Below are 26155 nucleotides of genomic sequence, written 5' to 3' on the forward strand. Positions count from 1 at the left end.
AATCGCCCTCACGCCCCACGACTGCCAATGACTGCCAATCGCTGCCACCCTGGCAGGTTGGCAGCGTGCTCACCCGGCAAGGCCTGCCGCACCTGCCAGAAATCACCGCTAAGCCACTGTTTTTAAAAGATAAAAAAGTAAAACAACCCCTTGGCATGCCGTGTGCATATTGGCAAGTCATGACCATTTTCGACAAACGACTTCGACGCCATCTGCTCACGGCAGTAGTGATCAAACTACTGGTGCTGACAGTGCTGTGGTGGCTGTTCATCCGGGATTCGCACGTCAGTGTCGACCCGAACATTATCGGCAACCGTTTCGGAGTACCCACCTTGACTCAAGGGGCAAGCAAGTGATTTCAGAACACCTGGTAGATTTGTCTCGGCTGCAATTCGCAGCCACTGCGCTTTACCACTTTCTTTTCGTACCGCTCACGGTTGGCATGGTGTGGCTGTTGGTCATCATGGAAAGCGTCTATGTGATGACCGGCAACGTCATTTGGAAAGACATGACGCGTTTTTGGGGCAAGCTGTTCGGCATCAACTTCGCCCTGGGGGTGACAACCGGTATCACCCTGGAATTTCAGTTCGGTACCAACTGGGCGTATTACTCGCACTACGTGGGCGATATCTTCGGTGCGCCGCTGGCCATTGAAGGCCTGATGGCGTTCTTCCTTGAGTCGACCATGATCGGTCTGTTCTTCTTTGGCTGGGATCGCCTGAAGAAAGAGCACCACTTGCTTGTCACGCTGCTGATGGCCATCGGTACCAACCTGTCGGCACTGTGGATTCTGATCGCCAATGGCTGGATGCAGAACCCGGTGGGTTCAGAGTTCAGTTACATCACCATGCGCATGGAGATGGTCGATTTCTGGGCAGTGGTGTTCAACCCGGTGGCCCAGGCCAAGTTTGTGCACACGGTGTCCGCCGGTTATGTCACCGGTTCGATGTTCGTGTTGTCAATTTCCAGCTGGTACCTGCTCAAGCGTCGTGATGTCGAGTTCGCCAAGCGCAGTTTTCGGGTGGCGGCGGCTTTCGGCCTGGCCTCGGTGCTCAGCGTCATCGTGCTTGGGGATGAGTCGGGGTACACGGTGGGTGAGGCGCAGCAAACCAAGCTGGCGGCCATGGAAGCCATGTGGGAAACCAAACCCGCACCGGCAGGCTTAACCTTGCTGGCCAGCATAAATGAAGCCGAGTCCAGAAATAACTGGGAAGTCGACGTGCCATGGGTAATGGGCTTGATCGGCACGCGCTCGGTCAGCAAGCAGATCCCGGGCATTCATGACATCAAAGAGAAAAACCGCGAGCGCATTCTGCGTGGCATTACTGCCGTCAATGCGCTTGAAGCCCTGCGGGCCGATCGCACCGACAAGGCGGCGTTCGACACCTTCGAAGCCTACAAGACGGACCTGGGCTTTGGCCTGCTGCTGAAAAAGTACGTCGAGGATGTCAACCAGGCCACACCGGCGATTATCGACAAGGCAGTGAACGATACCGTACCGCGCGTGACGCCGATGTTCTGGGGATTCCGGATCATGGTCGCCCTTGGTTTTGCCATGCTCCTGCTGTTCGGGGTGGCCTTCTGGAGCACCTTGCAATCGGCCTGTACACGCCGCCGCTGGCTGCTGCGCTGGGCACTCTGCATGCTGCCTGCGCCCTGGATTGCCTGCGAGCTGGGCTGGTTCGTCGCTGAATACGGCCGTCAACCCTGGACCATCTATGGCGTACTGCCCACCCACATGAGCGTCTCCACCCTGAGCATCAATAACCTCTATGGCTCGCTGGCTGGATTCGTGGCTTTCTACACCGTGCTGCTGGTGGTTGAAATGTTCCTGATGGTCAAGTTCGCCCGTCAAGGGCCCGGCAGCCTCAGAACCGGCCGTTATGCTCACGATGCCAACCTGAAGGAACTCCACCATGCTTGATTACGTCACCCTGAAAATTATCTGGTGGGCACTGGTCGGCGTACTGCTGATCGGCTTCGCCATCATGGACGGTCATGACATGGGGGTAGGCACCTTGCTGCCCTTTGTAGGCCGCTCGGACCTGGAACGACGCGTAGCGATCAACACCGTAGGGCCGCACTGGGACGGCAACCAAGTGTGGTTCATCACTGCCGGCGGCGCACTGTTCGCGGCGTGGCCGGTGGTGTATGCCACCGCGTTCAGCGGGTTTTACTGGGCGATGATTCTGGTCCTGTGGGCCTTGTTCTTCCGCCCGGTGGGCTTCGACTATCGCAGCAAGATCCACAATGCCAAATGGCGCAGCATCTGGGATTGGGGCCTGTTCGTCGGCGGGGCCGTGCCGCCACTGGTGTTCGGGATCGCCTTCGGCAACCTGCTGCAAGGCGTACCGTTCCACTTCAATGACATGCTGGTATCGACGTACACCGGGAGTTTCTGGCAACTGCTGAACCCCTTCGCACTGCTGACCGGTGTGGTGAGCAGTGCAATGATCACCTTGCAAGGCAGTACCTACCTGGCGCACCGCACTGAAGGCGTTATCCAGGCCCGCGCCATCAAGGGCGGGGTCGGCGCAGCGCTGGTGCTGCTGTGCACATTCATCATTGCTGGCGTGTGGTTGCAGTCGATCGAAGGCTATCGCATTACCTCGGTAGTGGACATCGCCGGGCTGCCGGACATTCTCAACAAGACCGTGGTACGCGACGCCGGGGCCTGGATGGCCAACTATGACCATTATCCAGCGTTGTGGCTGCTGCCCGCGCTGGGCATGGCCGGCGCCGTCGGTGCCACGCTTTTGCTGCTGATGCGCCGTACACTCGCCGCGTTTGTCGCCTCGTCGCTGGCGGTGGTCGGGGTGATCAGCACCGCCGGTGTGTCCATGTTCCCGTTCGTCATGCCGTCATCAACCGTGCCGGCGGCCAGCCTGACCGTGTGGGACAGCGTGTCCAGCCATCTAAGCCTGGCAATCATGTTCTGGGCAACGTTGATTTTCATGCCGCTGATCGTCATCTACACCTCGTGGGCCTATCGCGTCATGCGCGGCAAGGTCACCGTGGCACAGATCAAAGCCAACGAACATTCTGCCTACTAAGGCCCTCAGAGGAGCAAGGACCATGTGGTATTTCGCCTGGATGCTGGGAGTCGGTTTTGCCTTACTGCTGGCCATATTGAATGCGATGTGGGGCGAGACCGAAGCCGGTCGTGCCCAGAGTGACCGTGACGAGGCACAGCCATGATGACGCGGGTCGCCGACGCCTCGGCGTCCTCACGCCTCCACCCGCTGAGCCTGCTTATCGCGATCGCGATCATGCTCGTGTGTACGCTCTATCCGCCGCTGATGGCGGCCCCGGACGGGAAAGCTGATCACGGGCTGGCAACGGCCATGTTCGTGGCGATGAGTGTGGCCTTTGTCAGGGGCGTGGGCTTCGTGCCGCGAGCGTGCGTTTGGCGCTGGCTGTTCTCGGGCTGGACCTGCTGTGTTGCGCTGGCACTGGCTTGCTGGGTAAAGTTTGCAAATTGAGGGCTGATGACTGAACTCTTGAGTTCTCAACATAAAGACAGTAGCACTACCTATTTCCAGTTAGGGAAATCCTGAAGAAGACTTCCCGATTTTGCCAAAATGCCTGGACTCCACCTGCCGAGTTTTCCGATGTAGTAACTGACCTTCGCCCATGCCGAATACGCCGGCAAGAGTAAGCAGACCCGCAAAGAGTTGTTTCTGATCGAGATGGTTCAGGTGGTGCCGTGGAAGGGTTTGATTCCGTTGATCGGGCCGCATTACCCGAAGGGCGAAGGTGGTCGTCCGGCATATGGCGAGGCTCGTGCACCTGATGTAGAACTGGTCGGCTACAGCGATCCGGTGACGTAGGAAGCACTGTACGAGACCACCATCCTGCGGCAGTTTGACGGACTGAACCAGGAACGCATTCCCGACGAAACCACCATACTCAACTTCCGTCGACTGCTGGAAAAACACGAACTGGCTGCCGGCATTCTGGCTGTGATCAATGGCTATCTGGGTGACCGGGGTCTGTCGCTGCGCCAAGGCACCATCGTCGACGCCACGCTGATCAATGCGCCGAGTTCGACCAAGAACAAGGAGGGTAAGCGCGACCCAGAGATGCACCAGACCAAGAAAGGCCAACAATATTACTTCGGCATGAAGGCCCACATCGGTGTGGACGCCGAGTCCGGCTTGGTGCACAGCGTTGTGGGTACGGCGGCCAATGTGGCGGATATCAGCCAGGTCGACAAGCTGCTGCACGGTGAAGAAAACATGGTGGGTGCCGATGCGGGTTATACCGGCGTCGAGAAACGTCCGGAGCATGATGGCCGCAAGGTTATCTGGCAGGTGGCGGCACGCCGCAGCACCTATAAGAAGCTTGATAAGCGCAGCGCGTTGTACAAAGCCAAGCGCAAAATCGAGAAGGCCAAAGCCCAGGTGCGCGCCAAGGTCGAGCATCCATTTCGGGTGATCAAGCGCCAGTTCGGTTATGTGAAGACGCGCTTCCGTGGCCTGGCGAAGAACACCGCGCAACTGGTGACGCTGTTCGCCCTGTCGAATCTGTGGATGGCACGCCGACATTTACTGACGAATGCAGGAGAGGTGCGTCTGTAATGCGGGAAATAGCCGCAGCGAGGTGCTCGCAGTGGCTAAAAACACAGACATGAGCGGGTGATCTGAGCATTTTTGATCGATTTGCCGCTTTTAAAATCAGCGTCGGCTGAAGTCAGCCAGAAGCACGTGGCTATTTCAGACCATCCCTTGGCGTTGGCCGAAATTGAACCTAATAATCGGCACGTCTGAACTACTCGACCTGCGCTGTAGCAGGTTGGCCGATCATTGAGGGCCTGATCTGGATCTTCTCATACCTGTGAGTGGTGCTGGCATGAAGATCCTCAGCTCTAGCGCGGAGGCTGGCGGGGTGCAGTGGCAACCCTGTGCCGGAACATCGACCAGATTGAATCCAGCGAGTTGCCTGTGAGCAAGGTTCAGGGCCTGGCCATGATGGAGGCGGCGGAGACGTACTCAACGAGGTCTCCTACCTGGTGTCAATTGACGTTCTTTTCCGCCTTTGCCCATGCGTCCAGCATATCGGCCCACTGTTGCATCATCCTGGTTCGGTCATGCAAGTATTCCGCGTGGTTGTAGGTACGACGGACTGCGTTCTGTTCTGTGTGCGCCAGTTGCCTTTCGATCCAGTCTGCTGAAAAGCCCATTTCATTGAGCCTAGTACTCCCTGTTGTCCGTGTGGCGTGTGGGCTGTACTTGCCTCCCCAGCCTAACGTCTTGAGCATTTGACGGAGCGAGGCGGCCACCATGGGCTGAGTCCGCATGTCTCGATGCGGAAAAACATGTGTGTATTTTCCTGTAATTCCGTGAAGGGCCTGCAGCATTCTGACTGCCTGGGCTGGGAGCGGAACAGTGTGTTCTTTCCGCTTTTTCATTCGCTCAGCAGGAATACACCAGATGGCCTTTCCCAGGTCAAACTCCGACCATCGAGCCTCTACCACTTCATTTGGGCGGCACAGCGTCAACCACATCAGGCGGAAGGCGCAGAGGGTTTCATGGCGTCCAGCGTGAGCATCCACATCTCGTAATAGCTGGCCAATCTCTTCTTTAGAAAGCGGTCGTTTGTGCTGGGTTTTGTTTGTGGGCAGTGCCCGGCGAACAGCGTGAACGGGATCACTGTTGGCGCGTAAGGTAGAGATTGCCAGTTCGAAAACGCCAGACATGGTTCTCTTGGCTTCAGCGGCGACCGATGGCCCATTGTCCTGTGCGGCTCCTTTCAGCACGTCAAGGATGTGGGCGGATGTGATGGCTTTGATGGGCATAGCCCCGATTCTCGGGAACACGACCCGCTCCAACATGTTGAGTCGCCTTGACTTGGTGATTTCCTCCCAGTCCTTCAATGCCAGCCATTCGTTGGCAACCGCTTCAAAGGTAATGGTTCTCTCGTGATCACGCTTGACCCGCTCTAGTTGCCGGTGATGGGCAGGATTGATTCCTTGCACGACGAGTGAACGCGCTTTTACGCGTTCATCACGAGCTTCTGATAGGGTGAATCGACGTCCGTTTCGCCGCTCCTGTGCTTGCTCGGGGGTTTCCGCCTTCGCGACAATCACATAGTCCCCAATGGCGAAAACGCTTTCCTTCCTGGTGTTGCCATCGCTCAGCTCAAACCTATAGCGCCAGGCCTTAACACCATTGGGCTTTACCTCCAGGTACAGCCCATTACCATCCGTGAGTTTGTAGGGCTTTTCCTTGGGCTTCGCGGTACGGCACTGGGTGTCGGTGAGTGGCATGGCTGCCTCCTGCTCGTGTACCCGGTTTCTGGGCTGGGTATGGGGTTGCTGTACCCGGAAGCGTACCCGGTAAAGGTATGGATCTCAATGTTCCTGATGGACGCTCGTGGACAATAAAAAACCCCTTGAAGCAGCTGTCTTCAAGGGGTTTGATGTCCGCCGAGATCTACGAGGATCCAGATTACTGCTTAGACGTTGAAGCGGAAGTGCATCACGTCGCCATCCTTGACGATGTAGTCCTTGCCTTCCAGACGCCATTTGCCGGCTTCCTTCGCGCCGCTTTCACCGTTGTACTGGATGAAGTCGTCGTAGGCGACCACTTCGGCACGGATGAAGCCCTTTTCGAAGTCGGTGTGGATCACGCCGGCCGCCTGAGGCGCGGTGGCGCCCACGCGAACGGTCCAGGCCCGCACTTCCTGCACGCCGGCCGTGAAGTAGGTCTGCAGGTTGAGCAGCGAGTAACCGGCACGGATCACTCGGTTCAGGCCTGGCTCTTCGAGGCCCAGGGCTTCGAGGAACATGTCTTTCTCTTCACCGTCTTCCAGCTCGGCGATCTCGGCTTCGATCTTGTTGCAGACCGGTACCACGATCGCGCCCTCTTCCTCGGCAATGGCCTTGACCACGTCCAGGTGCGGGTTGTCTTCGAAGCCGTCTTCGGCAACGTTGGCGATGTACATCACCGGCTTGCTGGTCAGCAGGTGGAAACCGCGTACCAGCGCCTTCTCGTCGTCGGCCATGGTCTTCATCAGGCTGCGCGCCGGCTTGCCTTCGGTGAAGTGCGCAATCAACTTCTCGAGGATGGCCTTTTGTGCCAGGGCATCCTTGTCGCCGCCCTTGGCGTTGCGCGCGACCTTCTGCAGTTGCTTCTCGCAGCTGTCCAGGTCGGCGAAGATCAGTTCCAGGTCGATGATCTCGATGTCGCGCTTGGGGTCGACGCTGTTGGAGACGTGAATCACGTTCTCGTCTTCGAAGCAGCGGACCACGTGGGCGATGGCATCGGTTTCACGGATGTTGGCCAGGAACTTGTTGCCCAGGCCTTCACCCTTGGACGCACCTGCCACCAGGCCGGCGATGTCGACGAACTCCATGGTGGTCGGCAGCACGCGGTTGGGCTTGACGATCGCAGCCAGGGCATCCAGACGTGGGTCGGGCATCGGCACGATGCCGCTGTTCGGCTCGATGGTGCAGAAGGGGAAGTTTTCTGCCGCGATGCCGGATTTGGTCAAGGCGTTGAACAGGGTGGACTTGCCGACGTTGGGCAGGCCGACGATGCCGCAATTGAAACCCATGGTGAATCCCTCTTCGTGGAGTCAGGCCTTTTGGCTGTGCAGCTCTCTCATCGCACGCGTCCAATCGCCGGCGAGGATGTCCGGCAGCACGCCGAGGGCAAAATCGATACTGGCATCGAGTTTTTCCTGCTCGGCGCGGGGCGCCTTGCCAAGGACAAAACCGGACACCTTGGTGCTGTCACCCGGGTGGCCGATGCCAAGCCGCAGACGGTGAAAGTCTTTGTTGTTGCCCAGCTGCGCGATGATGTCGCGCAGGCCGTTGTGCCCGCCATGGCCGCCGCCTTTCTTGAGCTTGGCGACGCCGGGGGGCAGGTCGAGTTCGTCGTGGGCCACCAGGATGGCATCTGGCGGGATGCGGAAGAAGTTCGCCAGTGCAGCAACGGCCTGGCCGCTGCGGTTCATGTAGGTGGTGGGGATCAGCAGACGAACGTCCTGGCCCTGATGGCTGAATTTAGCCGTCAGGCCGAAATACTTGCGGTCAGCGGTCAGGTTGACGCGCTGGGCGCTGGCAATGCGTTCCACGAAAAGAGCCCCTGCGTTATGCCGGGTCTGTTCGTATTCGGGGCCGGGGTTTCCCAGGCCGACGATCAGTTGGATGGCGGTCACGTCAGGGGCTCTTCCTTGGAGTTGTGGGTTGCAGCGCGGGGCTGCAACCCGGTCAACGCCGGCGTGTCGAGTGGATTACTCGGCAGCGCCTTCTGCTTCAGGCGCAACACGCGGAGCGTGAACGTTTGCAACAGCCTTGTCATCACCGTGGGCCAGAGCGACGAACTCTACGCCTTTCGGAGCTTTGAGGTCCGACAGGTGGATGATGGTGCCGATTTCGGCCTTGGCCAGGTCGACTTCGATGAACTCAGGCAGGTCTTTGGCTTCGCAGGAAACTTCGATCTCCGACACTACGTGGGAGATTTCGCCGCCTTTCTTGACCGGTGCTTCTTCGTTGACGAAGTGCACAGGAACGATAGCGGTCAGTTTCTGGCCAGCAACAACGCGCACGAAGTCGGCGTGCATGATGAACTGCTTGGCTGGGTGACGCTGCAGGGCCTTGACGATGACGTTCTGCTTGGTGCCGTCAACGTTCAGTTCGATCACGTGGCTGAAGGCAGCTTCGTTTTCGAACAGCTTGGCGATTTCCTTGGCCACGATGGTCAGGGATTGCGCTTCTTTGTCACCACCGTAGACAACGGCAGGGATTTGGGCGGCGAGACGACGCAGGCGGCGGCTCGCACCTTTCCCCAGGTCGGTACGCGCTTGGGCGTTCAGAGTGAAATCAGTCATGTTGTTTCTCCAAAATAGCCAGACCCCGGCGGCGTTTGCGACCAGCGCCAAACCGGGGAGGGCAAAAAAGCCCCGCCCCAACAACCAGTGCTGGGGCGGGGCGCTTTACGTCAACGTGATCTCGCGAGGGCCAGGCCCTCAGCGGAACATCGCGCTGATCGATTCTTCGTTGCTGATGCGGCGAACCGCTTCGGCCACGACCGGTGCGATATCCAGTTGACGGATACGGTCACAGGCTTGTGCTGCAGCGGACAGCGGGATGGTGTTGGTCACCACCAGTGCATCCAGCACGGAGTTTTCGATATTCTCGATCGCGCGACCCGACAGGACAGGGTGCGTGCAGTAGGCGTAAACCTTTGCCGCGCCGTGTTCTTTCAGGGCCTTGGCCGCGTGGCACAGGGTGCCGGCGGTGTCGACCATGTCGTCGACGAGAATACACGTACGTCCTTCGACGTCGCCGATGATGTGCATCACTTCGGAGTGATTGGCCTTCTCGCGGCGTTTGTCGATGATACCCAGATCGACGCCCAGGGACTTGGCAACAGCACGTGCACGCACGACGCCGCCGATGTCCGGGGACACGATCATGAGGTTCTCGAAACGCTGGTCTTCGATGTCATCCACCAGAACGGGGGAGCCGTAGATGTTATCTACCGGAATATCGAAGAAACCCTGGATCTGGTCAGCGTGCAGGTCGACGGTGAGAACACGGTCGATCCCGACGACGGTGAGCATGTCGGCAACCACTTTGGCGCTGATAGCTACACGCGCCGAACGCGGACGGCGATCCTGGCGGGCATATCCGAAGTAAGGAATCACGGCAGTGATTCGAGACGCTGAGGAGCGGCGGAAGGCATCGGCCATCACTACCAGTTCCATCAGGTTATCGTTGGTTGGCGCGCAAGTCGGCTGAATAATGAAAACGTCTTTACCACGAACATTTTCATTGATCTCAGTGCTGATTTCGCCGTCGGAAAACTTACCGACAGAGACGTCACCGAGAGGGATATGCAGCTGACGTACGACACGCCGAGCCAGATCGGGGTTAGCGTTCCCCGTAAAGACCATCATCTTGGACACGCGCAGTACCTGAAGGCTGAGGGTATACCTGGATGAGTATAGGAAAATGGCAGGGGCGGCTGGATTCGAACCAACGCATGGCAGGATCAAAACCTGCTGCCTTACCGCTTGGCGACGCCCCTGTATCTGTTGCTGCGAGTACCTGATACTCGATTCCTAGAGCAGACCTTGCAGCGTGCGATGCAACATTGAGATGTTGCTTCCTTTAGCCACAAACCCTGTTTGGGTCTCTGTAAGAAGGGCCAAAACTTTATCAGCTTCAGCTTTGCTTGGGAAGGCCCCAAACACACAACTTCCAGTTCCGGTTAGCCTAGCATCCGTGAATTTACCTAGTAAATTCAGTGAGTTACGTACTTCCGGGTAACTCTGCTCTACTACCGGTTGGCAGTCATTACGACTGTTTCCCTTGGGAACGGGGCGCATCTTAATGGGCGGTGAATTACGTGTCAACAACGGATGCGAAAAAATTTCTGCTGTACTTACAAATACTTGCGGTACCAGCACGACGTACCAGGGTTCCTCGGGGTCGACGGGGGTGAGCTTCTCGCCCACGCCTTCGGCAAACGCCGCGTGCCCGCGGACGAAAACCGGCACGTCGGCGCCCAGTGTCAGGCCCAGCTCGGCCAGCTGGTCTTCGCTGCAGCCAAGCTGCCAGAGGTGGTTGAGACCGAGCAGGGTGGTGGCGGCATCCGAACTGCCACCGCCGATGCCGCCGCCCATGGGCAGTACCTTCTTCAGGTAGATGTCCACGCCCAGGGGGCAGCCGGTCAGTTGCTGCAGCTTGCGCGCCGCGCGCACGATCAGGTTGCTCTCGTGGGGCACATCCTTGAGGTCGCTGTGCAGGATGACCTGGCCGTCGTCGCGCAGGTCGAAACTCAGTTCGTCGGCATGGTCCAGAAACTGGAACAGCGTCTGCAGCTCGTGGTAGCCGTCGTCGCGGCGGCCGAGAATGTGCAGCATCAGGTTGAGCTTGGCCGGGGCCGGCAGGGTCAATCGGCTCATCATCAATGCCCCAGCTGGCGCGGTTGCCATTCCTTGACCACCACGGTCACGTCGAGGTCCTGACCGTGCAGCTTGAGGCGCTCGGGCAGCCAGTAGCCGTTCTGTTCGGTGTAGCTCAGGTACTCGACGCTCCAGCCGTCTTGCTTGAGGCTGGCCAGGCGGCTGTCGCCGTCCAGGGTCAGCTGGCTCTTGCTGTCGGGGGCGGGCAGACCGCGTACCCACCACACCAGGTGCGATACCGGCAGTTCCCAGCCCAGTTGCTCGGCCAGCAGGCTTTCCGGGCTTTGTGCCTCGAAACGGCCCTGGTTGGCCACTTCCAGCACCACCTGGCCCGGACGGCCGGTAAGCCGTGCGGCGCCGCGACCCAGCGGGCCGGACAGGCGAATGTCGTAGTAGTCCTGGCGTTGCAGCCAGAAGAGGGTGCCACTGCCGGAGTCTTTCGGTGCGCGGATGCCCACCTTGCCGTTGATCTGCCAGCCGTCGAGGGTGCTCAACTGCTGTTTGTGTTCACGCCACAGTTGCGCGTTGCCCTGGCCCTGCACGGCCTCGCGGGAGCCGAAGCTGGAGCAGCCGGCAAGCACGGCGATCAGGCTGAAGGTGATGAAATGGCGCAGTAACATAAGCTTATAGAGTCTCGGATCCGGTCAGGCGCAAGACGGTCTTGCGCAGAATAGGGCTGTCGGGCTGGCCTTCGAAGGCCTTGGCCCAAACCTGGCGGGCTTCACGACGCTTGCCGTTGGCCCACAGCACTTCGCCCAGGTGCGCCGCGACCTCGTGGTCGGGGAAGCGCTCCAGGGCCTGGCGCAGCAGGCGCTCGGCCTCGTCCAGGTTGCCCATGCGGTAGTTGACCCAGCCCAGGCTGTCGAGCACGGCCGGGTCTTCGGGGTTGATCTGCAGGGCTTTCTCGATCAGGCCCTTGGCTTCGGCATAGCGGGTGGTACGGTCGGCCAGGGTGTAGCCCAGCGCATTGAGCGCCATGGCGTTTTCCGGTTCGCGTTGCAGGATGCTGCGCAGGTCCCTTTCCATCTGGGCCAGGTCGTCGCGCTTCTCGGCGAGCATGGCACGGCTGTACAGCAGGCTCAGGTCGTCCGGGTACTGCCGGATCGCTGCCTGCAACACCTGCATGGCCTGGGCGTCCTTGTCATTGTTGCCAAGGGTTTCGGCCTCGATCAGGTACAGCTGGATCGCGTAGTCCGGCTGCGCCTCGCGGGCTTCGGCAAGGCGCCGGCTGGCCTCGTCGGTGCGCCCGTTGGCAATCAGGATGTCGGCCTGGCGCAGTTGCGCGGGCAGGTAGTCGTTGCCAGGGCCGACCAGGGCGTACTCGGTCAGGGCCGCTTCGGAATCGTTGCGCTCTTCGAAGATGCGCCCCAGGTTCAGGTGCGCCGCATCCACGTGGCTGTCGCGCTCGATCAGTTCCTGCAGGTAGCTGGTGGCTTCGTCGAGCGCCTTGGCCTCGATGCTCACCAGCGCCAGCGAATAGCGCAGTTCGTCGTCTTCGGGGTATTGCTGCAGCAGGTTGGCGAACTCGACCTTGGCGTCGTCGATGCGGTCCTGCTCCACCAGGGTGCGCGCGTAGGTCAGGCGCAGGCGCTTGTCGTCGGGGTTGCGGGCGATGGCCTTGCGCAGCAGCGGCAGGGCTTCGGGCCCACGGTCGAGCGATTGCAGCAGGCGCGCACGCAACAGGATCGGGGCAATTTCACCGTCCGCCGGCGGGTGGGCTTCGAGCAGCGCCAGGGCGGCCTCGGACTTGCCGTCCTGCTGCAGCAGCAGGGCTTTGCCGAACACCAGCTGGCTGTTGTCGGGGTACTTTACCAGCAGGCGGTCGAAACTTTTCTGCAGGCCGTCGCGGGTGTCCTGGTCGGTTTCGGCCGCCGACAGCGCGAGAAAGTCGAAATGCGTGTCGCCCTGACCCTGCAGCACCTTCTCCATGAACACCATCGAATCGTCATAGCGTCCGCTGCGCGCCAGCTGGATGGCGGCGGCGCGTTGTGCGTCGAGGTTCTCGGGGTCGTTCCTGGCCCATATCAGTGCGGTATCGAGGGCGGCCTGATCGGCGCCCAGGTACTCGGCAATGCGAAATGCCCGCTCGGAAATGCCCGCGTCCTGGGTCTTGATCGCCTGCGTGACGTAGTTGTCCAGGGCGATATCGAAGCGGTTGCGCTGCCCGGCGAGCTCGGCGGTCAACAGGCTGTACACCGTGTCCTGGGTGAACGAGCCGTACACCGTGGGCTTCTTGGCCTCGGCGACCGTGGCCGCATCGTCGGCAGGCGCCGTGGCGTCCCGGGCGCCCGGGGTCAGCGTCTGGCAACCCTGGAGCAAGGCAAAGGCGAGGAATAACGCGGAAGATCTATTCATAGGGAGGATTTGGGCGGCTTACCTGCGGTCGGATCATCATGACACAAGGATCATGGCAAACCCATCGTCGATGGGGCTTTTGGATACAGACTATAAGAGACAATAACGAGCGGTGGTTGTTCTCTATCCGGCGAAGTAGGACAATTATCGGCTTCTCGTCACAATCAGCGACCTTGAATGGCCTTTCTTGCCCTCGGTATCAACCATAAGACTGCCTCGGTAGACGTACGCGAGCGCGTGGCGTTTACGCCCGAGCAGCTGGTCGAAGCCTTGCAGCAGCTGTGTCGACTGACCGCCAGCCGCGAAGCTGCGATCCTTTCGACCTGCAATCGCAGCGAACTGTACATCGAACAGGATCACCTGGCGGCGGACAGCGTACTGCGCTGGCTGGCCGATTATCACAAGCTGAGCCTGGATGAACTGCGCGCCTGCGCCTATATCCATGAAGATGATGGCGCCGTGCGGCACATGATGCGGGTGGCCTCCGGGCTCGACTCGCTGGTGCTGGGCGAGCCGCAGATCCTCGGCCAGATGAAATCGGCCTATGCCGTGGCGCGCGAGGCCGGCACCATCGGCCCGCTGCTGGGGCGCCTGTTCCAGGCGACCTTCAGCGCCGCCAAGCAGGTGCGTACCGATACCGCCATCGGTGAAAACCCGGTGTCGGTGGCATTTGCCGCCGTGAGCCTGGCCAAGCAGATCTTCAGCGACCTGGGCCGCAGCCAGGCCCTGCTGATCGGTGCCGGCGAAACCATCACGCTGGTGGCGCGACACCTGCACGAGCAGGGCGTGCGCCGCATCGTGGTGGCCAACCGCACGCTGGAGCGCGCCAGCACCCTGGCCGAGCAGTTCGGTGCCCATGCGGTGCTGCTGTCGGACATCCCGCAGGAGCTGGTCAACAGCGATATCGTGATCAGTTCCACCGCCAGCCAGTTGCCGATCCTGGGCAAGGGCGCGGTCGAGAGTGCGCTCAAGCAGCGTCGGCACAAGCCGATCTTCATGGTCGACATCGCCGTGCCCCGCGACATCGAGGCGCAGGTGGGCGAGCTGGACGACGTGTACCTGTACACCGTCGACGACCTGCACGATGTGGTGGCCGAAAACCTCAAGAGCCGCCAGGGCGCCGCCCAGGCCGCCGAAGAGCTGGTCACCGTGGGCGCCGAGGACTTCATGCTGCGCCTGCGCGAGCTGGCTGCGGTGGATGTGCTCAAGGCCTACCGCCAGCAGAGCGAGCGCCTGCGCGACGAAGAGCTGCAAAAGGCCCAGCGCCTGCTGGCCAACGGCAGCAACGCCGAAGAGGTGCTGGCGCAGCTGGCCCGCGGCCTGACCAACAAATTGCTGCACGCGCCGAGCGTGCAACTGAAAAAGCTGTCTGCCGAAGGCCGCCTCGATGCGCTGGCCATGGCCCAGGAACTCTTTGCCCTCAACGAGGGCTCCACGGATAAAACCCCGCAATGAAAGCGTCGCTGCTGAATAAACTGGACACGCTCCAGGACCGTTTCGAGGAATTGACCGCCCTGCTGGGTGACGCCGAAGTGATTTCGGACCAGACGCGCTTCCGTGCCTACTCGCGCGAATATGCCGAGGTCGAGCCCGTGGCACAGACCTACGCGCAGTGGCGCAAGGTGCAGGCTGACCTGGAGGGTGCCCAGGCCTTGCTCAAGGACAGCGACCCGGACCTGCGCGAAATGGCGGTCGAGGAAGTACGCGAGGCCAAGGAGCAACTGGCCGCTATCGAAGGGCAACTGCAACGCATGCTGCTGCCCAAGGACCCCAACGACGGGCGCAACGTGTTCCTCGAGATCCGTGCCGGCACGGGTGGCGACGAGGCGGCGATCTTCTCCGGCGACCTGTTCCGCATGTACTCGCGTTATGCCGAGCGTCGCGGCTGGCGCCTGGAAATCCTCTCCGAGAACGAGGGCGAGCACGGCGGCTACAAGGAAATCATCGCCCGCGTCGAGGGCGACAGCGTGTACGGCAAGCTCAAGTTCGAGTCTGGCGCACACCGCGTGCAGCGGGTGCCGGAAACCGAGTCCCAGGGCCGCATCCACACCTCCGCGTGCACCGTGGCGGTGCTGCCCGAGCCTGACGAGCAGGTGGCCATCGAGATCAACCCGGCCGACCTGCGGGTGGACACCTACCGCTCCTCCGGCGCGGGCGGCCAGCACGTGAACAAGACCGACTCGGCCATCCGCATCACCCACTTGCCCACCGGCATCGTGGTCGAATGCCAGGAAGAGCGCTCGCAGCACAAGAACCGCGCCCGTGCGATGTCCTGGCTGTCGGCCAGGCTCAACGACATGCAGACCAGTGCCGCGCAGAACGCGATCGCCAGCGAGCGCAAGCTGCTGGTGGGCTCGGGTGATCGCTCCGAGCGTATCCGTACCTACAACTATCCACAGGGCCGGGTGACCGATCACCGCATCAACCTGACCCTGTACTCGCTGGATGAAGTACTGGCGGGCGGCGTCGATGCGATCATCGAGCCGCTGCTGTCCGAATACCAGGCCGATCAACTGGCCGCACTGGGTGAGTAAATGACCATCATTGCCAGCCTGCTGCGCGGGGCGCAGCTACCCGACTCGCCCACCGCGCGCCTGGATATCGAGCTGCTGCTGGCTGCGGCCATCGGCAAATCGCGCAGCTACCTGCACACCTGGCCCGAGCGCATCGTCAGCAGCGAAGCGGCCGCAACCTTCGCCACCTACCTGCAGCGACGCAGCGAAGGCGAGCCGGTGGCCTATATCCTCGGCCAGCAGGGCTTCTGGAAGCTTGACCTGGAAGTGGCCCCGCACACGCTGATCCCGCGGCCGGACACCGAGCTGCTGGTGGAGGTCGCCCTTGAGCTGCTGCCGGCAACGCCATTGCAGGTGCTCGACCTGGGCACCGGCAGCGGCGCCATTGCCCTGGCCCTGGCCAGCGAGCGCGGCGGCTGGCAGGTGACGGCCGTCGACCGGGTGCCCGAAGCCGTGGCCCTGGCCGAGCGCAACCGCCAGCGTTTGCAGCTGGACAACGCCAAGGTGCTTGCCAGCCACTGGTTCGACGCCCTGCCAGGGCAGCGCTTTGCGCTGATCGTCAGCAATCCGCCCTACATCGCCGAGCAGGACCCGCACCTGGCGGCCGGCGACGTGCGCTTCGAGCCCAGCAGTGCGCTGGTGGCCGGCAGCGACGGGCTCGACGACCTGCGCCAGATCATCACACAGGCCCCGCAGCACCTGCTGCCCGGCGGCTGGCTGCTGCTGGAACATGGCTATGACCAGGCTGCAGCGGTGCGCGAACTGCTGGCGCGACACGGGTTCGAGCAGATCCAGAGCCGCACCGACCTTGGCGGCCATGAGCGCATCAGCCTCGGGCGCCTGGCATGCTGAACGACGAGGAGCTGTTGCGCTACAGCCGGCAGATCCTGTTGGCCCAGGTGGATATCGACGGGCAGTTGCGCCTCAAGGGCAGCCGGGTACTGATCGTCGGCCTGGGCGGCCTGGGTTCGCCGGTGGCGCTGTACCTGGCGGCGGCCGGGGTCGGCGAGCTGCACCTGGCCGACTTCGACACGGTCGACCTGACCAACCTGCAACGCCAGGTGATGCACGACACGGCCGCCGTGGGCCTGAGCAAGGTCGATTCGGCCATGGCCCGGCTGCAGGCGATCAACCCGCAGGTCGCCCTGGTTGCCCATCGCCAGGCCCTGGATGAAGACTCCCTGGCCCAGGCGGTGGGGGCGGTCGACCTGGTACTGGACTGCTGTGACAACTTTGCCACCCGCGAGGCGGTGAACGCAGCCTGCGTCGCGGCCGGCAAGCCGCTGGTCAGCGGTGCGGCCATTCGCCTGGAAGGCCAGCTGTCGGTGTTCGATCCGCGCAACCCGCTCAGCCCCTGCTACCACTGCCTGTACGGGCATGGCAGCGAAGCCGAGCTGACCTGCAGCGAAGCCGGTGTGCTCGGCCCGCTGGTAGGCCTGGTGGGCAGCCTGCAGGCGCTGGAGGCCTTGAAGCTGCTGGCCGGGTTTGGCGAGCCGCTGGTGGGTCGCCTGCTGCTCGTCGATGCCCTGGGAACGCGGTTTCGCGAGCTGCGGGTCAAGCGCGACCCGGCCTGCAGCGTGTGTGGCGCCGGCCATGCGTGAAGCGCCGGTCGGGGTGTTCGATTCGGGCGTGGGCGGGCTGTCGGTGCTGGCGGAAATCAGCCGCCTGCTGCCCGACGAGTCGCTGCTGTATGTGGCGGACTGCGGGCATATTCCCTATGGCGAGAAGTCGCCCGAGTTCATCCGCCAGCGCTGCCGCCTGGTAGCCGAGTTCTTTCAGCAACAGGGCGCCAAGGCCATGGTGCTGGCCTGCAACACCGCCACCGTGGCGGCGGTGGCCGATCTGCGCGAGCGCTACCCGCACTGGCCGCTGGTGGGCATGGAGCCGGCGGTAAAGCCGGCGGCAGCGGCCACCCGCAGTGGCGTGGTAGGGGTGCTGGCAACCACTGGCACCCTGCAGAGCGCCAAGTTCGCCGCGTTGCTGGATCGCTTTGCCAGCGACGTTCGTGTAGTTACCCAGCCGTGTCCGGGGCTGGTGGAACTGATCGAGGCGGGCGACCTGGACAGCCCCGCACTGCGCCAGTTGCTGCAGGGCTATGTCGAGCCGCTGCTGGCCGCCGGCTGCGACACCCTGATCCTGGGCTGCACCCATTACCCCTTCCTGAAACCGCTGCTGGCGCACATGGTGCCGCCGGCCGTGGCCATCATCGATACCGGCGCTGCCGTGGCCCGGCAACTCCAGCGTTTGCTGGGTGAACGGGACCTGCTGGCCCACGGCCCGGCGCAGCCTGCGCAGTTCTGGACCAGCGGCAGTCCGGCACATTTGGTAAAGATTCTGCCGATGTTGTGGAATAAATCTGACAGTGTGCGAAGCTTCGACTTGTAAAAAAACTGTGAAAAATGCATTTTTTTCCTGAACTATCGTACTACTGCCGATTTCTATTCAATCGTCTGATGAGACACAAAACCACAACAGCATTTAGGAAAAGGGACGTTTCTCATGAAGAAACTGCTTTGCTTGGCTGCGATTGCAGCCGTTACCCTGGGGCACTCTTTCACCGCAAACGCCGCTGACGCCTCGTTTTCCGTAGGGCAGACCGGTGACTCGACCATGGTCTATCGCCTTGGGCTGCAGTCCAACTGGGACGCCAGCTGGTGGCAGACCAGCGTCGGCCGCGTGACCGGCTACTGGGACGGTGCCTACACCTACTGGGACGGCGACAAGACTTCCAGCAACCACAGCCTCTCGTTCGCGCCCGTGTTCGTCTACGAGTTCGCCGGTGAGTCGGTCAAACCCTACATCGAGGCGGGTATCGGTGTAGCGGCCTTCTCCAGCACCAAGCTTGAAACCAACAAGCTCGGCTCGTCGTTCCAGTTCGAAGACCGCATCGGGTTCGGCTTGCGCTTCGCGGGCGGACACGAGGTAGGCGTGCGCGCCATCCACTATTCGAACGCGGGCCTGCAAAGCCCCAACGATGGCGTGGAAAGCTATTCGCTGCACTACCGCATGCCGCTCTGACGGTCGGCCGGTACCCTGCACCACGAAAAAGGCCCTGACTTGCGTCAGGGCCTTTTTTCATTTTGGCAGCGGCCACAGCTCATTGACCGCCAGCGCCTGCAGGGTCAACTGCTGCGGGCGTTCGCCCAGGCGTTGCAGGATGGCGCTGGCAGCCGAACTGGCGTCCCACTCATCCGGGATGGCAGTGGGTGTGTTCATGGCCTGTGCAGGTGTCTGAGGGGCCACGATGGTCAGGTCGATGCCGTGTGCGACCAGCAGGGGGCGGGCGTCTTCGAACAGTGACGCGATGCTGTTGGCAGGGCGCCGCGGCTGGCCGGGCTCGCCCAGCTGCAGGGCAGAGTACGCACTGAGAATCCCCACCACCTGCGGGGCGCGCCCCTTGTCCAGAAGGGGGAGCGCGCCATCGAGGCAGTGCGAGGCGGCGGCCAGGTTGCTTCGCACCACGTCCTGCAGCAGTGTCTGGGTAATCGGCAACGGCAGGTAGTCGCAGGTGCCGGCGTTGACGATCAGGCCGTCGATGGCCTGCCATTGTTCGGTCAGGGTGGCGCAGGCGCGCCTGGCCTGCGGCAACTGGTGCAGGTCGCCGTCAAGCACAAGGACCCGACCGGGATAGTCGGTCTCAAGGGGGTGTGCATCGTCGCGATTGCGAACACTGAGCGCCACCTTGCAGCCCTGTTCAAGCAGCGCCTCTGCCAAGGCATGCCCAAGTCCGTTGCTGGCACCGGTAATCCAGATGCGCCGAGGTCGATCACTGCTCAAGATCCTTTCCTCAATCGTTGCGTTTAGGTAAGTGTTTGAACGCATCCAGTGCGCGTTGGCGACTAGAACTTAAGTCTACAATTGCATGAGGATAGACATCTATTGCAAACAAATCGTTCTGGACATTGGGTAAATGGACGGCCTTGTGGTCCAGGTTGCCGCGTTCAGGCAGCCAGTGCTTCAGAAATCGCCCTGCAGGGTCGAAGCGTTGCGACTGGCTCACCGGATTGAAGATCCGAAAGTAGGGCACGGCGTCGGTACCGGTCGAGGCGCTCCACTGCCAGCCGCCGTTGTTGGCGGCCAGGTCGCCGTCGATCAGGTGGCGCATGAAGAAGCGTTCGCCTTCACGCCAGTCGATCAGCAGGTTCTTGGTCAGAAACATGGCCGTGACCATGCGCAGGCGATTGTGCATCCAGCCTGTGGCGAGCAACTGGCGCATGGCCGCATCCACGATAGGGATGCCGGTGCGGCCCTGTTGCCAGGCCAGCAGGTCCTGTGGCGCATTGCGCCAGGGCAGGGCTTCGGTATGTGACCTGAAGGCACGGTGGCGGGAAACCTGCGGGTAGCCCACCAGGATGTGCTTGTAGAACTCGCGCCACAGCAGTTCGTTGATCCAGGTGATGGCGCCGGCATTCCCGCTGTCGAATTCGCCGAAGTTGCAGGCCAGGGCGGCATGCAGGCACTGGCGGGGGGAGATCACCCCGGCGGCGAGGTAGGCCGACAGCTGGCTGGTGCCAGGTACGGCAGGAAGGTCGCGCTGTACCGGATAATCCTCGATGGCCTCGTCGACAAAGTGCGCCAGGCGGCGCGCGGCTTCATCCTCGCCTGCCGGCCACAGCGTGCGCAACGCGTCGGGCGGCGTCTCGAAGCCGGCCACCTGGGTGGGGACGGTGTCGCTGGCAATGGCCAGCCGGGCCTGGGCTGCCGGCGCCGATACCCGTGAGGGAAGCCCCAGGTGAAGGCGTTCGTAGCACACCTTGCGAAACTGGCTGAACACCTGGAAGTAACCGCCGCTGCGGGTCAGGATGCTGCCGGGCTTGAACAGCAACTGGTCCAGGTAGCTGTGCACCTGGATGTCGGCCTGGCGCAATGCCTGCTGCACGGCCTGATCGCGACGTTGTTCGTGTACCCCGTATTCCTCGTTCAGGTGCACGGCACTGACCGCATGTTGCCTGCACAGCGCGAGCAGCACCCGAGGCGCATCGGCCCACTGGTCGGCAGGCACAATCAGCAGGGGGATGTTCAGGGCGTCCAGTGACTGGCGCAGGCTGTGCAGGTTGCGCAGCCAGAAGTCCACCTTGCACGGGGCGTCGTCGTGGGCGAGCCACTGCCCGGGGCTTACCAGCCACACCGCCAGGGTGGGGCCGCGCGAGCAGGCAGCGGCCAGCGCAGTGTTGTCGTGAACGCGCAAGTCGTTGCGCAGCCAGATCAGTTGCATACGAAATCCTGTGAATGTGGGGGAGACGTCAGGTGGCCAGCAGGCCCAGCAACAGGGCGGGCAGCGCCACCACAGAGGACGGCAGATGCACGTTGCCTGCCTGCAGGCCCGCCGCCTCGGCATGCTCCTTGTAGAGCGCGGCCATGCTGCCCAGCAGCAGGGTCGGCAGATCGATCGCATTGAGGCTGCGCTGCAGTTCACGCGGATCGAGCGCCGCGTTCAGGCACATCACCAACGCACAGGGTTTGAGCTGCTGCACGGCAAACGCCAGCTCTCGAGGTGGCAGCGGCCAGTCGAATACCTCGACCGCGCAGCCGGCATCACTGAGCAGCCAGGCGCACAGCCACAGCTGCGGGTCGAATGGCAGGGCCGAGGCGTTGACCAGCAGGGCGGGCGCGGCGTTCAGCTGACGGTTGTTGTGATACACCCGCACGCCAAGTTTGCTGCGCAGCCAGGTATGGAAGAACACCTGCTCCATGCGGGCTGCAAAGTGCCCGTGCCAGCGGGTGTCGAGTTCTTGCAGCAACGGCAGCAACAGTTGCTCGCACAGGGTGGCGGCGGGGTAGAGGGCCATGGCCTGGTTGAACAGCTGGTCGAGTCGGCGTTCGGCCAGTTGCGCGATGCAGTCGACCAGTTGCAGGCGCAGGGTGTGCCAGTCGTCGTTGCCGGGTGCGGGTTGCACTGCTGGGGAGGTGTCGAGCAGCGGCTTGACCTGGCCCACCGCGATTCCGCGGTTGAGCCATTGCAGAATCTGCTGGATGCGCTGCACGTGTGCGGCGCTGTAGAGCCGGTGACCCTTGCCGGTGCGCTGCGGCACGATCAGCCCGTAGCGACGCTCCCACGCGCGCAGGGTCACGGGGTTGACCCCGGTCAGGCGGGTGACTTCACGAATGGGCAGCAGGTCGTCTTCAGATGGCATTGCGCAGGCTCAGGTTTTCCGGGTGCGGTTGCAGATAGACCTGCTGCATGAGGTAGGGGTCGGGGTGGCGGCGCAGGTGGTGCTTGAGCAGGGTCAGCGGCACCACCAGCGGGACGATGCCGGCCTGGTACTGCTCGATCAGGGCGCGGATTTCCTGTTTGTCGCGGGGGTCTAGAAACCGGCGCAGGTAGCCGCTCAGGTGCATCAGCACGTTGCCGTGGGTGCCGCGACTGGCGCAGCGGCTCAGGGCGCTCATCAGCTGGCTGAAATACCGTGGGCCGATCTGGGTGGGGTCGTCCTGGCGCTGCATGCTGCCCAGCAACTTGCCCAGCACCTTGTACTGCTGGGGGTTGTGCGCCATCAACTGGTACTTGTAGCGCGAGTGGAAGGCGATGAGGGCATGCCGACTGAGCCCGCCTGCCAGCAGTTGCTGCCAGTCGGCGTAGGCATACACGCGGGTGATGAAGTTTTCCCGCAGTACCGGATCGCACAGCCGGCCATCCTCTTCGACCGGCAGGTCGGGGCGCTGGGCGCAGAACCGTGCGGCGTACAGGCCGCGACCGCCTTCGGTGGCCGGGTAGCCGTTGGCCTGGTACACCTTGACCCGTTCCAGGCCGCAGGATGGCGATTTCTGCATGAAGATGTAGCCGCAGATGTCGGTCAGTTGCCCGGCCATTTCTGCGCCGTAGGCATCCAGTGCCTGGCTGACGTCCAGGCTGGCATCGCGGCTGCCCACGGCCCTGGGGTTGGCCGGGTCACCGGTCAGGCGGATGGCCTGGCGAGGTGTGCCCAGGCCGATGGCGACCTCGGGGCAGATGCCGATGAAGTCGAAGTGTTCGGCCAGCACTTCATTGCACAGGCGCGAGGCCTTGTGCCCGCCGTTGTAGCGGACCTCTTCGCCGGTCAGGCATGCACTGATGGCAATCTTTGGTCTGGTGGCCGCCATGGTCGCTCTCGACTGAAATTTGTACAGAAACAAAATTATGTACAGCTTCGCTCATCATAGATAACGCGTTGTACAAGTCAAATGTTCTGTACAGCTTCAGCTGGTGCAGGGGTCATTCCAGGTGTTCGAGCAGGCGCCGCGCCGCTTCCTGGCCGCTGAGCCATGCGCCCTCGACGCGCCCCGACATGCACCAGTCGCCGCAGGCGTACAGGCCCAGGTCGGCATCGGCCAGGGCGCCCCATTCATGGCTGCTGCTCGGGCGGGCATACAACCAGCGATGGGCCAGGGTGAAGGTGGGGGCCGGCACGGCGCAGCCCACCAGTTCGGCGAAGTTGCCCAGCAGGTGCTCGATCACGGCCTCGCGCGACAGGTCGATGTGTTGCTTGCTCCAGCTGGCCGTGGCGTGCAGAACCCAGGTGTCGAGTTTTTCGTCACGCCCGGGCTTGCTGCGGTTGCGCGCCAGCCAGTCGAGGTCGCAGCCCTGCACGAAGCAGCCCTGCATGGGGGTGTCCAGGGGCGTATCGAAGCCCAGCGCAATGGCCCAGGTGGGCTCCATCTGCACGCTGGCGGCCATGCCGGCCAGCTTGGTGGTGGCGCTGAGCAGCTGCGTGGCCTGGGGCGCCGGCACCGCAATGATGACGCGGCTGAACGGCCCGTGGCTGCCGCCCTCGGTGTCCTGCAGGTGCCAGTACTGCTTGCCGCGGAACACCTCGGCAATGCGGCAATTGAAGTTGACGGTGACATCCTTGAGCAGGCCGCGGGTGATGGCGCTCATGCGCGGTACACCCACCCAGCGGATCTGCTCGTCCGGCGAGGGGGTCAGCTGACCTTCGCGGTAGTTGTACAGTTGCGGCTTCCATTCGGCCGCCCAGCCCTTGGCCTGCCAGGCCTGGACCTGTTCGACGAAACGTCGGTCGCGGGCCGTGAAGTACTGCGCGCCCAGGTCCAGGGCGCCGGCTTCGCTGCGTTTGCTGGCCATGCGTCCGCCACTGCCGTGGCCCTTGTCGAACAGGTGCACGGTGTGCCCGGCCTTCTGCAGGGCCTGGGCGGCGGACAGGCCGGCGATGCCGGCACCGATGATTGCGATAGGAACAGTCATGATGGCCTCTTCGAACCTTTTGGAAACAGCCTACGCTGCCCGACAAGCCTGTACAATATCTCCAGCTTGTATAAGATGATTCCGCTCGACGTTGCAGGTTGGCCTATGTTTATCCGAGAGCGTTCGGTCAAAAAAGTGCCTTGAACTTAAAAATAGACCAGCGCGCGCCATGTGAGGACACAGCCATGCATATATTGCTGACCGGTGGTACGGGCCTGATCGGCAGACACCTTTGCCGCTTCTGGCTGGACAGGGGTTATCGCCTGACGGTGTGGAGCCGGCGTCCGGCGCAGGTCGCTCAGGTGTGCGGGGCAGGGGTGCGCGGCATTGCCCGGCTCGACGAACTGGGCGACGAGCCGGTGGACGCCGTGGTCAACCTGGCCGGTGCGCCGATTGCCGATCGCCCCTGGACGTCGCACCGACGCGCGCTGCTATGGGCTAGCCGCATCACCCTCACCGAGCAGTTGATTGCCTGGCTGCAAGGCCGGCAGCAGCGCCCTGCGGTGCTGATCTCGGGGTCGGCGGTAGGGTGGTATGGCGATGGTGGTGAGCGCGAGCTGACCGAGCTGTCGCAGCCGGTCAAGGAGGACTTTGCCAGCCAGCTGTGCATTGCCTGGGAAGAAACCGCGCTGCGCGCCGAGGCCCTGGGCATGCGGGTGGTGCTGGTGCGTACCGGGCTGGTGCTGGCGGCCGAGGGCGGCTTTTTGTCGCGCCTGCGCCTGCCGTTCAAGCTCGGGCTGGGCGGGCCGATTGGCAGTGGTCGCCAGTGGATGCCGTGGGTCCATCTGGACGACCAAATCGCCCTGATTGATTTTCTGTTGCAGCGCGAGGATGCCAGCGGTCCTTATAATGCCTGCGCGCCGGAGCCGGTGCGCAACCGCGAATTTGCCCGACGCCTGGGGCGCGCGCTGCACCGCCCGGCGTTCATGCCGTTGCCGGCGCTGGTGCTGCGCGCCGGGCTCGGCGAACTGTCGGTATTGCTGCTGGGTGGCCAGCGGGCGCGCCCGGTGCGCTTGCTGGCGGCAGGCTTCACGTTCCGTTACAACGATGTGCAATCGGCGCTGGATGACTTGTCCGCGCGCCTCTGAAAAGGATGTTGCATGACCGATCATGCTCTGCTGCTGGTCAACCTGGGTTCACCGGCTTCCACTTCCGTCGCCGACGTGCGTCGTTACCTCAACCAGTTTCTGATGGACCCGTATGTGATCGACCTGCCGTGGCCGGTGCGTCGCCTGCTGGTCTCGCTGATCCTGATCAAGCGTCCGGAGCAGTCGGCCCACGCCTATGCCTCCATCTGGTGGGAGGAAGGCTCGCCGCTGGTGGTGCTGACCCGGCGCCTGCAGCAGGCCATGGGCGCGCACTGGGCCCACGGGCCTGTGGAAATCGCCATGCGCTATGGCGAGCCTTCGCTGTCCACGGTGTTGCAGCGTCTGGCCGGCCAGGGCGTCACCAAGGTGACCCTGGCGCCGTTGTACCCGCAGTTTGCCGACAGCACCGTGACCACCGTGATCGAGCAGGCCAAGGCCGTGGTGGCCGAGCACAAGCTGGCATTGCAGATGCCGGTGCTGCGTCCGTTCTATGATCAGCCGCTGTACATCGACGCGCTGGTGGCCAGTGCCAGGCCGTACCTGGAGCAGGGCTTCGATCACCTGCTGCTGAGCTTTCACGGTTTGCCCGAGCGGCACCTGAAGAAACTCGACCCTACCGGTTCGCATTGTTTCCAGAATGCCGACTGCTGTCGCAACGCTTCGCCCGAGGTGCTGGCGGTGTGTTATCGCGCGCAGTGCCTGCGTTCAGCACAGTTGTTCGCGCAGAAGATGGGCCTGGCCGAGGGCCAATGGTCGGTGTCGTTCCAGTCGCGGCTGGGCCGGGCCAAGTGGATCGAACCCTACACCGAGGCGCGCCTGGACGAGCTGGGCAAGGCAGGCGTCAAGAAGCTGCTGGTGATGTGCCCGGCGTTCGTGGCCGACTGCATCGAGACGCTGGAAGAAATCGGCGATCGCGGGCGCGAGCAGTTTGTCGAGGCGGGCGGGCAAGAGCTGGTGCTGGTGCCGTGCCTGAATGATCACCCGCAGTGGGTGGAGGCGCTTACGCAGTTGTGTGAGCAGGCGGGTTAGGTAGTGCAGCGTTCGCCGGCAAGGCCGGCTCCTACAGGTTTGCGCGAACCCCTGTAGGAGCCGGCCTTGCCGGC

General features: G+C 62.5%; 26 protein-coding genes, 1 tRNA gene and 1 pseudogene. 14 read left to right on the forward strand and 14 right to left on the reverse strand.

From position 1 onward, the window contains the following. Window positions 1–65 precede the first annotated feature (65 nt). From cydP to NJH59_RS11250, 6 genes and pseudogenes are all read left to right on the forward strand, one after another. Complete coding sequence (gene cydP / locus NJH59_RS11225; protein WP_070087345.1) at window positions 66–356, forward strand: cytochrome oxidase putative small subunit CydP; 291 nt, start codon at window positions 66–68, stop codon at window positions 354–356. After that, a complete protein-coding gene (locus tag NJH59_RS11230; RefSeq protein WP_014753617.1) occupies window positions 353–1924 on the forward strand; it encodes a cytochrome ubiquinol oxidase subunit I in 1572 nt (523 codons plus the stop codon). Before cydP ends, NJH59_RS11230 begins: the two co-directional genes overlap by 4 nt. Next, window positions 1917–3053 (forward strand): cytochrome d ubiquinol oxidase subunit II, encoded by a 1137-nt coding sequence (gene cydB / locus NJH59_RS11235; protein ID WP_070087344.1) that lies wholly within the window; start codon window positions 1917–1919, stop codon window positions 3051–3053. The genes NJH59_RS11230 and cydB overlap by 8 nt, the downstream gene beginning before the upstream one ends. A 22-nt stretch (window positions 3054–3075) precedes the next feature. Then, entirely contained in the window at window positions 3076–3198 is a 123-nt protein-coding gene (gene cydX, locus NJH59_RS11240; RefSeq protein ID WP_014753615.1) for a cytochrome bd-I oxidase subunit CydX, read from the forward strand. Then, entirely contained in the window at window positions 3195–3482 is a 288-nt protein-coding gene (locus tag NJH59_RS11245; RefSeq protein WP_070087343.1) for a cyd operon YbgE family protein, read from the forward strand. Before cydX ends, NJH59_RS11245 begins: the two co-directional genes overlap by 4 nt. A gap of 138 nt (window positions 3483–3620) precedes the next feature. Continuing rightward, window positions 3621–4580, forward strand: a pseudogene (locus tag NJH59_RS11250) (IS5 family transposase). Window positions 4581–5014: 434 nt separating this feature from the next. On the opposite strand, the gene NJH59_RS11255 reads toward NJH59_RS11250, so the two are convergent. The 9 genes from NJH59_RS11255 to NJH59_RS11295 all read right to left on the reverse strand — a co-directional run bounded on the left by NJH59_RS11255 (window position 5015) and on the right by NJH59_RS11295 (window position 13272). Further along, window positions 5015–6268: a tyrosine-type recombinase/integrase gene (locus NJH59_RS11255; RefSeq protein ID WP_253086805.1), complete on the reverse strand. Its 1254-nt coding sequence runs from the start codon at window positions 6266–6268 to the stop codon at window positions 5015–5017. 188 nt (window positions 6269–6456) lie between these two features. Then, on the reverse strand, window positions 6457–7557 hold the full coding sequence (gene ychF / locus NJH59_RS11260) for a redox-regulated ATPase YchF (RefSeq protein ID WP_054916246.1): 1101 nt from the start codon (window positions 7555–7557) through the stop codon (window positions 6457–6459). A 21-nt stretch (window positions 7558–7578) separates the two neighbouring features. Further along, entirely contained in the window at window positions 7579–8163 is a 585-nt protein-coding gene (gene pth, locus NJH59_RS11265; RefSeq protein WP_043864326.1) for an aminoacyl-tRNA hydrolase, read from the reverse strand. Window positions 8164–8238: 75 nt separating this feature from the next. Further along, window positions 8239–8835 (reverse strand): 50S ribosomal protein L25/general stress protein Ctc, encoded by a 597-nt coding sequence (locus NJH59_RS11270; protein WP_043864327.1) that lies wholly within the window; start codon window positions 8833–8835, stop codon window positions 8239–8241. Window positions 8836–8973: 138 nt separating this feature from the next. Then, window positions 8974–9915: a ribose-phosphate pyrophosphokinase gene (locus NJH59_RS11275; protein WP_010225730.1), complete on the reverse strand. Its 942-nt coding sequence runs from the start codon at window positions 9913–9915 to the stop codon at window positions 8974–8976. A 47-nt stretch (window positions 9916–9962) separates the two neighbouring features. Next, window positions 9963–10037, reverse strand: a tRNA-Gln gene (locus tag NJH59_RS11280). Window positions 10038–10071: 34 nt separating this feature from the next. Beyond that, window positions 10072–10920, reverse strand: coding sequence for a 4-(cytidine 5'-diphospho)-2-C-methyl-D-erythritol kinase (gene ispE / locus NJH59_RS11285; protein WP_043864328.1), 849 nt, complete (start codon window positions 10918–10920; stop codon window positions 10072–10074). Continuing rightward, window positions 10920–11537: a lipoprotein insertase outer membrane protein LolB gene (gene lolB, locus NJH59_RS11290; RefSeq protein ID WP_043864329.1), complete on the reverse strand. Its 618-nt coding sequence runs from the start codon at window positions 11535–11537 to the stop codon at window positions 10920–10922. The genes ispE and lolB overlap by 1 nt, the downstream gene beginning before the upstream one ends. A gap of 4 nt (window positions 11538–11541) precedes the next feature. Then, window positions 11542–13272, reverse strand: a complete 1731-nt coding sequence (locus tag NJH59_RS11295) for a tetratricopeptide repeat protein (protein ID WP_054916245.1) — start codon at window positions 13270–13272, stop codon at window positions 11542–11544. Between the two features lie 177 nt (window positions 13273–13449). On the opposite strand from NJH59_RS11295, the gene hemA reads away from it, so the two are divergent. The 6 genes from hemA (at window position 13450) to NJH59_RS11325 (ending at window position 18803) form a co-directional block, all read left to right on the forward strand. Then, entirely contained in the window at window positions 13450–14727 is a 1278-nt protein-coding gene (gene hemA / locus NJH59_RS11300; protein WP_043864331.1) for a glutamyl-tRNA reductase, read from the forward strand. Continuing rightward, on the forward strand, window positions 14724–15806 hold the full coding sequence (prfA, locus tag NJH59_RS11305) for a peptide chain release factor 1 (protein WP_054916244.1): 1083 nt from the start codon (window positions 14724–14726) through the stop codon (window positions 15804–15806). The genes hemA and prfA overlap by 4 nt, the downstream gene beginning before the upstream one ends. Continuing rightward, the gene (prmC, locus tag NJH59_RS11310) at window positions 15807–16637 is read left to right on the forward strand and encodes a peptide chain release factor N(5)-glutamine methyltransferase (RefSeq protein WP_123752284.1); all 831 of its coding nucleotides are present in this window, start codon (window positions 15807–15809) and stop codon (window positions 16635–16637) included. Next, window positions 16631–17386 carry a molybdopterin-synthase adenylyltransferase MoeB gene (locus NJH59_RS11315; RefSeq protein ID WP_043864334.1) on the forward strand — a complete coding sequence of 252 codons (756 nt, stop codon included), beginning with the start codon at window positions 16631–16633 and terminating at the stop codon, window positions 17384–17386. Before prmC ends, NJH59_RS11315 begins: the two co-directional genes overlap by 7 nt. Continuing rightward, the gene (gene murI / locus NJH59_RS11320) at window positions 17379–18170 is read left to right on the forward strand and encodes a glutamate racemase (protein ID WP_043864474.1); all 792 of its coding nucleotides are present in this window, start codon (window positions 17379–17381) and stop codon (window positions 18168–18170) included. Before NJH59_RS11315 ends, murI begins: the two co-directional genes overlap by 8 nt. 114 nt (window positions 18171–18284) lie before the next feature. Further along, window positions 18285–18803 carry an acyloxyacyl hydrolase gene (locus tag NJH59_RS11325; RefSeq protein WP_043864335.1) on the forward strand — a complete coding sequence of 173 codons (519 nt, stop codon included), beginning with the start codon at window positions 18285–18287 and terminating at the stop codon, window positions 18801–18803. A 57-nt stretch (window positions 18804–18860) separates the two neighbouring features. Here NJH59_RS11325 and NJH59_RS11330 read toward each other — a convergent pair whose 3' ends face one another. The 5 genes from NJH59_RS11330 to NJH59_RS11350 all read right to left on the reverse strand — a co-directional run bounded on the left by NJH59_RS11330 (window position 18861) and on the right by NJH59_RS11350 (window position 23964). Then, window positions 18861–19562, reverse strand: a complete 702-nt coding sequence (locus tag NJH59_RS11330) for an SDR family oxidoreductase (RefSeq protein WP_253086806.1) — start codon at window positions 19560–19562, stop codon at window positions 18861–18863. 10 nt (window positions 19563–19572) lie between these two features. Further along, window positions 19573–21000 (reverse strand): deoxyribodipyrimidine photo-lyase, encoded by a 1428-nt coding sequence (gene phrB, locus NJH59_RS11335; protein ID WP_253086807.1) that lies wholly within the window; start codon window positions 20998–21000, stop codon window positions 19573–19575. Between the two features lie 28 nt (window positions 21001–21028). Then, window positions 21029–21919, reverse strand: coding sequence for a MerR family transcriptional regulator (locus NJH59_RS11340; protein ID WP_043864337.1), 891 nt, complete (start codon window positions 21917–21919; stop codon window positions 21029–21031). Next, window positions 21909–22865 (reverse strand): DUF523 and DUF1722 domain-containing protein, encoded by a 957-nt coding sequence (locus tag NJH59_RS11345; protein ID WP_054916238.1) that lies wholly within the window; start codon window positions 22863–22865, stop codon window positions 21909–21911. Before NJH59_RS11345 ends, NJH59_RS11340 begins: the two co-directional genes overlap by 11 nt. Window positions 22866–22977: 112 nt before the next feature. Next, a complete protein-coding gene (locus NJH59_RS11350; protein WP_043864339.1) occupies window positions 22978–23964 on the reverse strand; it encodes an NAD(P)/FAD-dependent oxidoreductase in 987 nt (328 codons plus the stop codon). A 185-nt stretch (window positions 23965–24149) separates the two neighbouring features. Between NJH59_RS11350 and NJH59_RS11355 the strand changes: the two genes are divergently transcribed. Both NJH59_RS11355 and hemH read left to right on the forward strand, forming a co-directional pair. Continuing rightward, window positions 24150–25052, forward strand: coding sequence for a TIGR01777 family oxidoreductase (locus tag NJH59_RS11355; protein ID WP_116052806.1), 903 nt, complete (start codon window positions 24150–24152; stop codon window positions 25050–25052). Window positions 25053–25064: 12 nt separating this feature from the next. Next, a complete protein-coding gene (gene hemH / locus NJH59_RS11360; protein ID WP_043864341.1) occupies window positions 25065–26081 on the forward strand; it encodes a ferrochelatase in 1017 nt (338 codons plus the stop codon). Window positions 26082–26155 lie beyond the last annotated feature (74 nt).

The sequence above is a fragment of the Pseudomonas sp. VE 267-6A genome (assembly GCF_024126555.1).
Lineage (GTDB): Bacteria > Pseudomonadota > Gammaproteobacteria > Pseudomonadales > Pseudomonadaceae > Aquipseudomonas > Aquipseudomonas palmensis.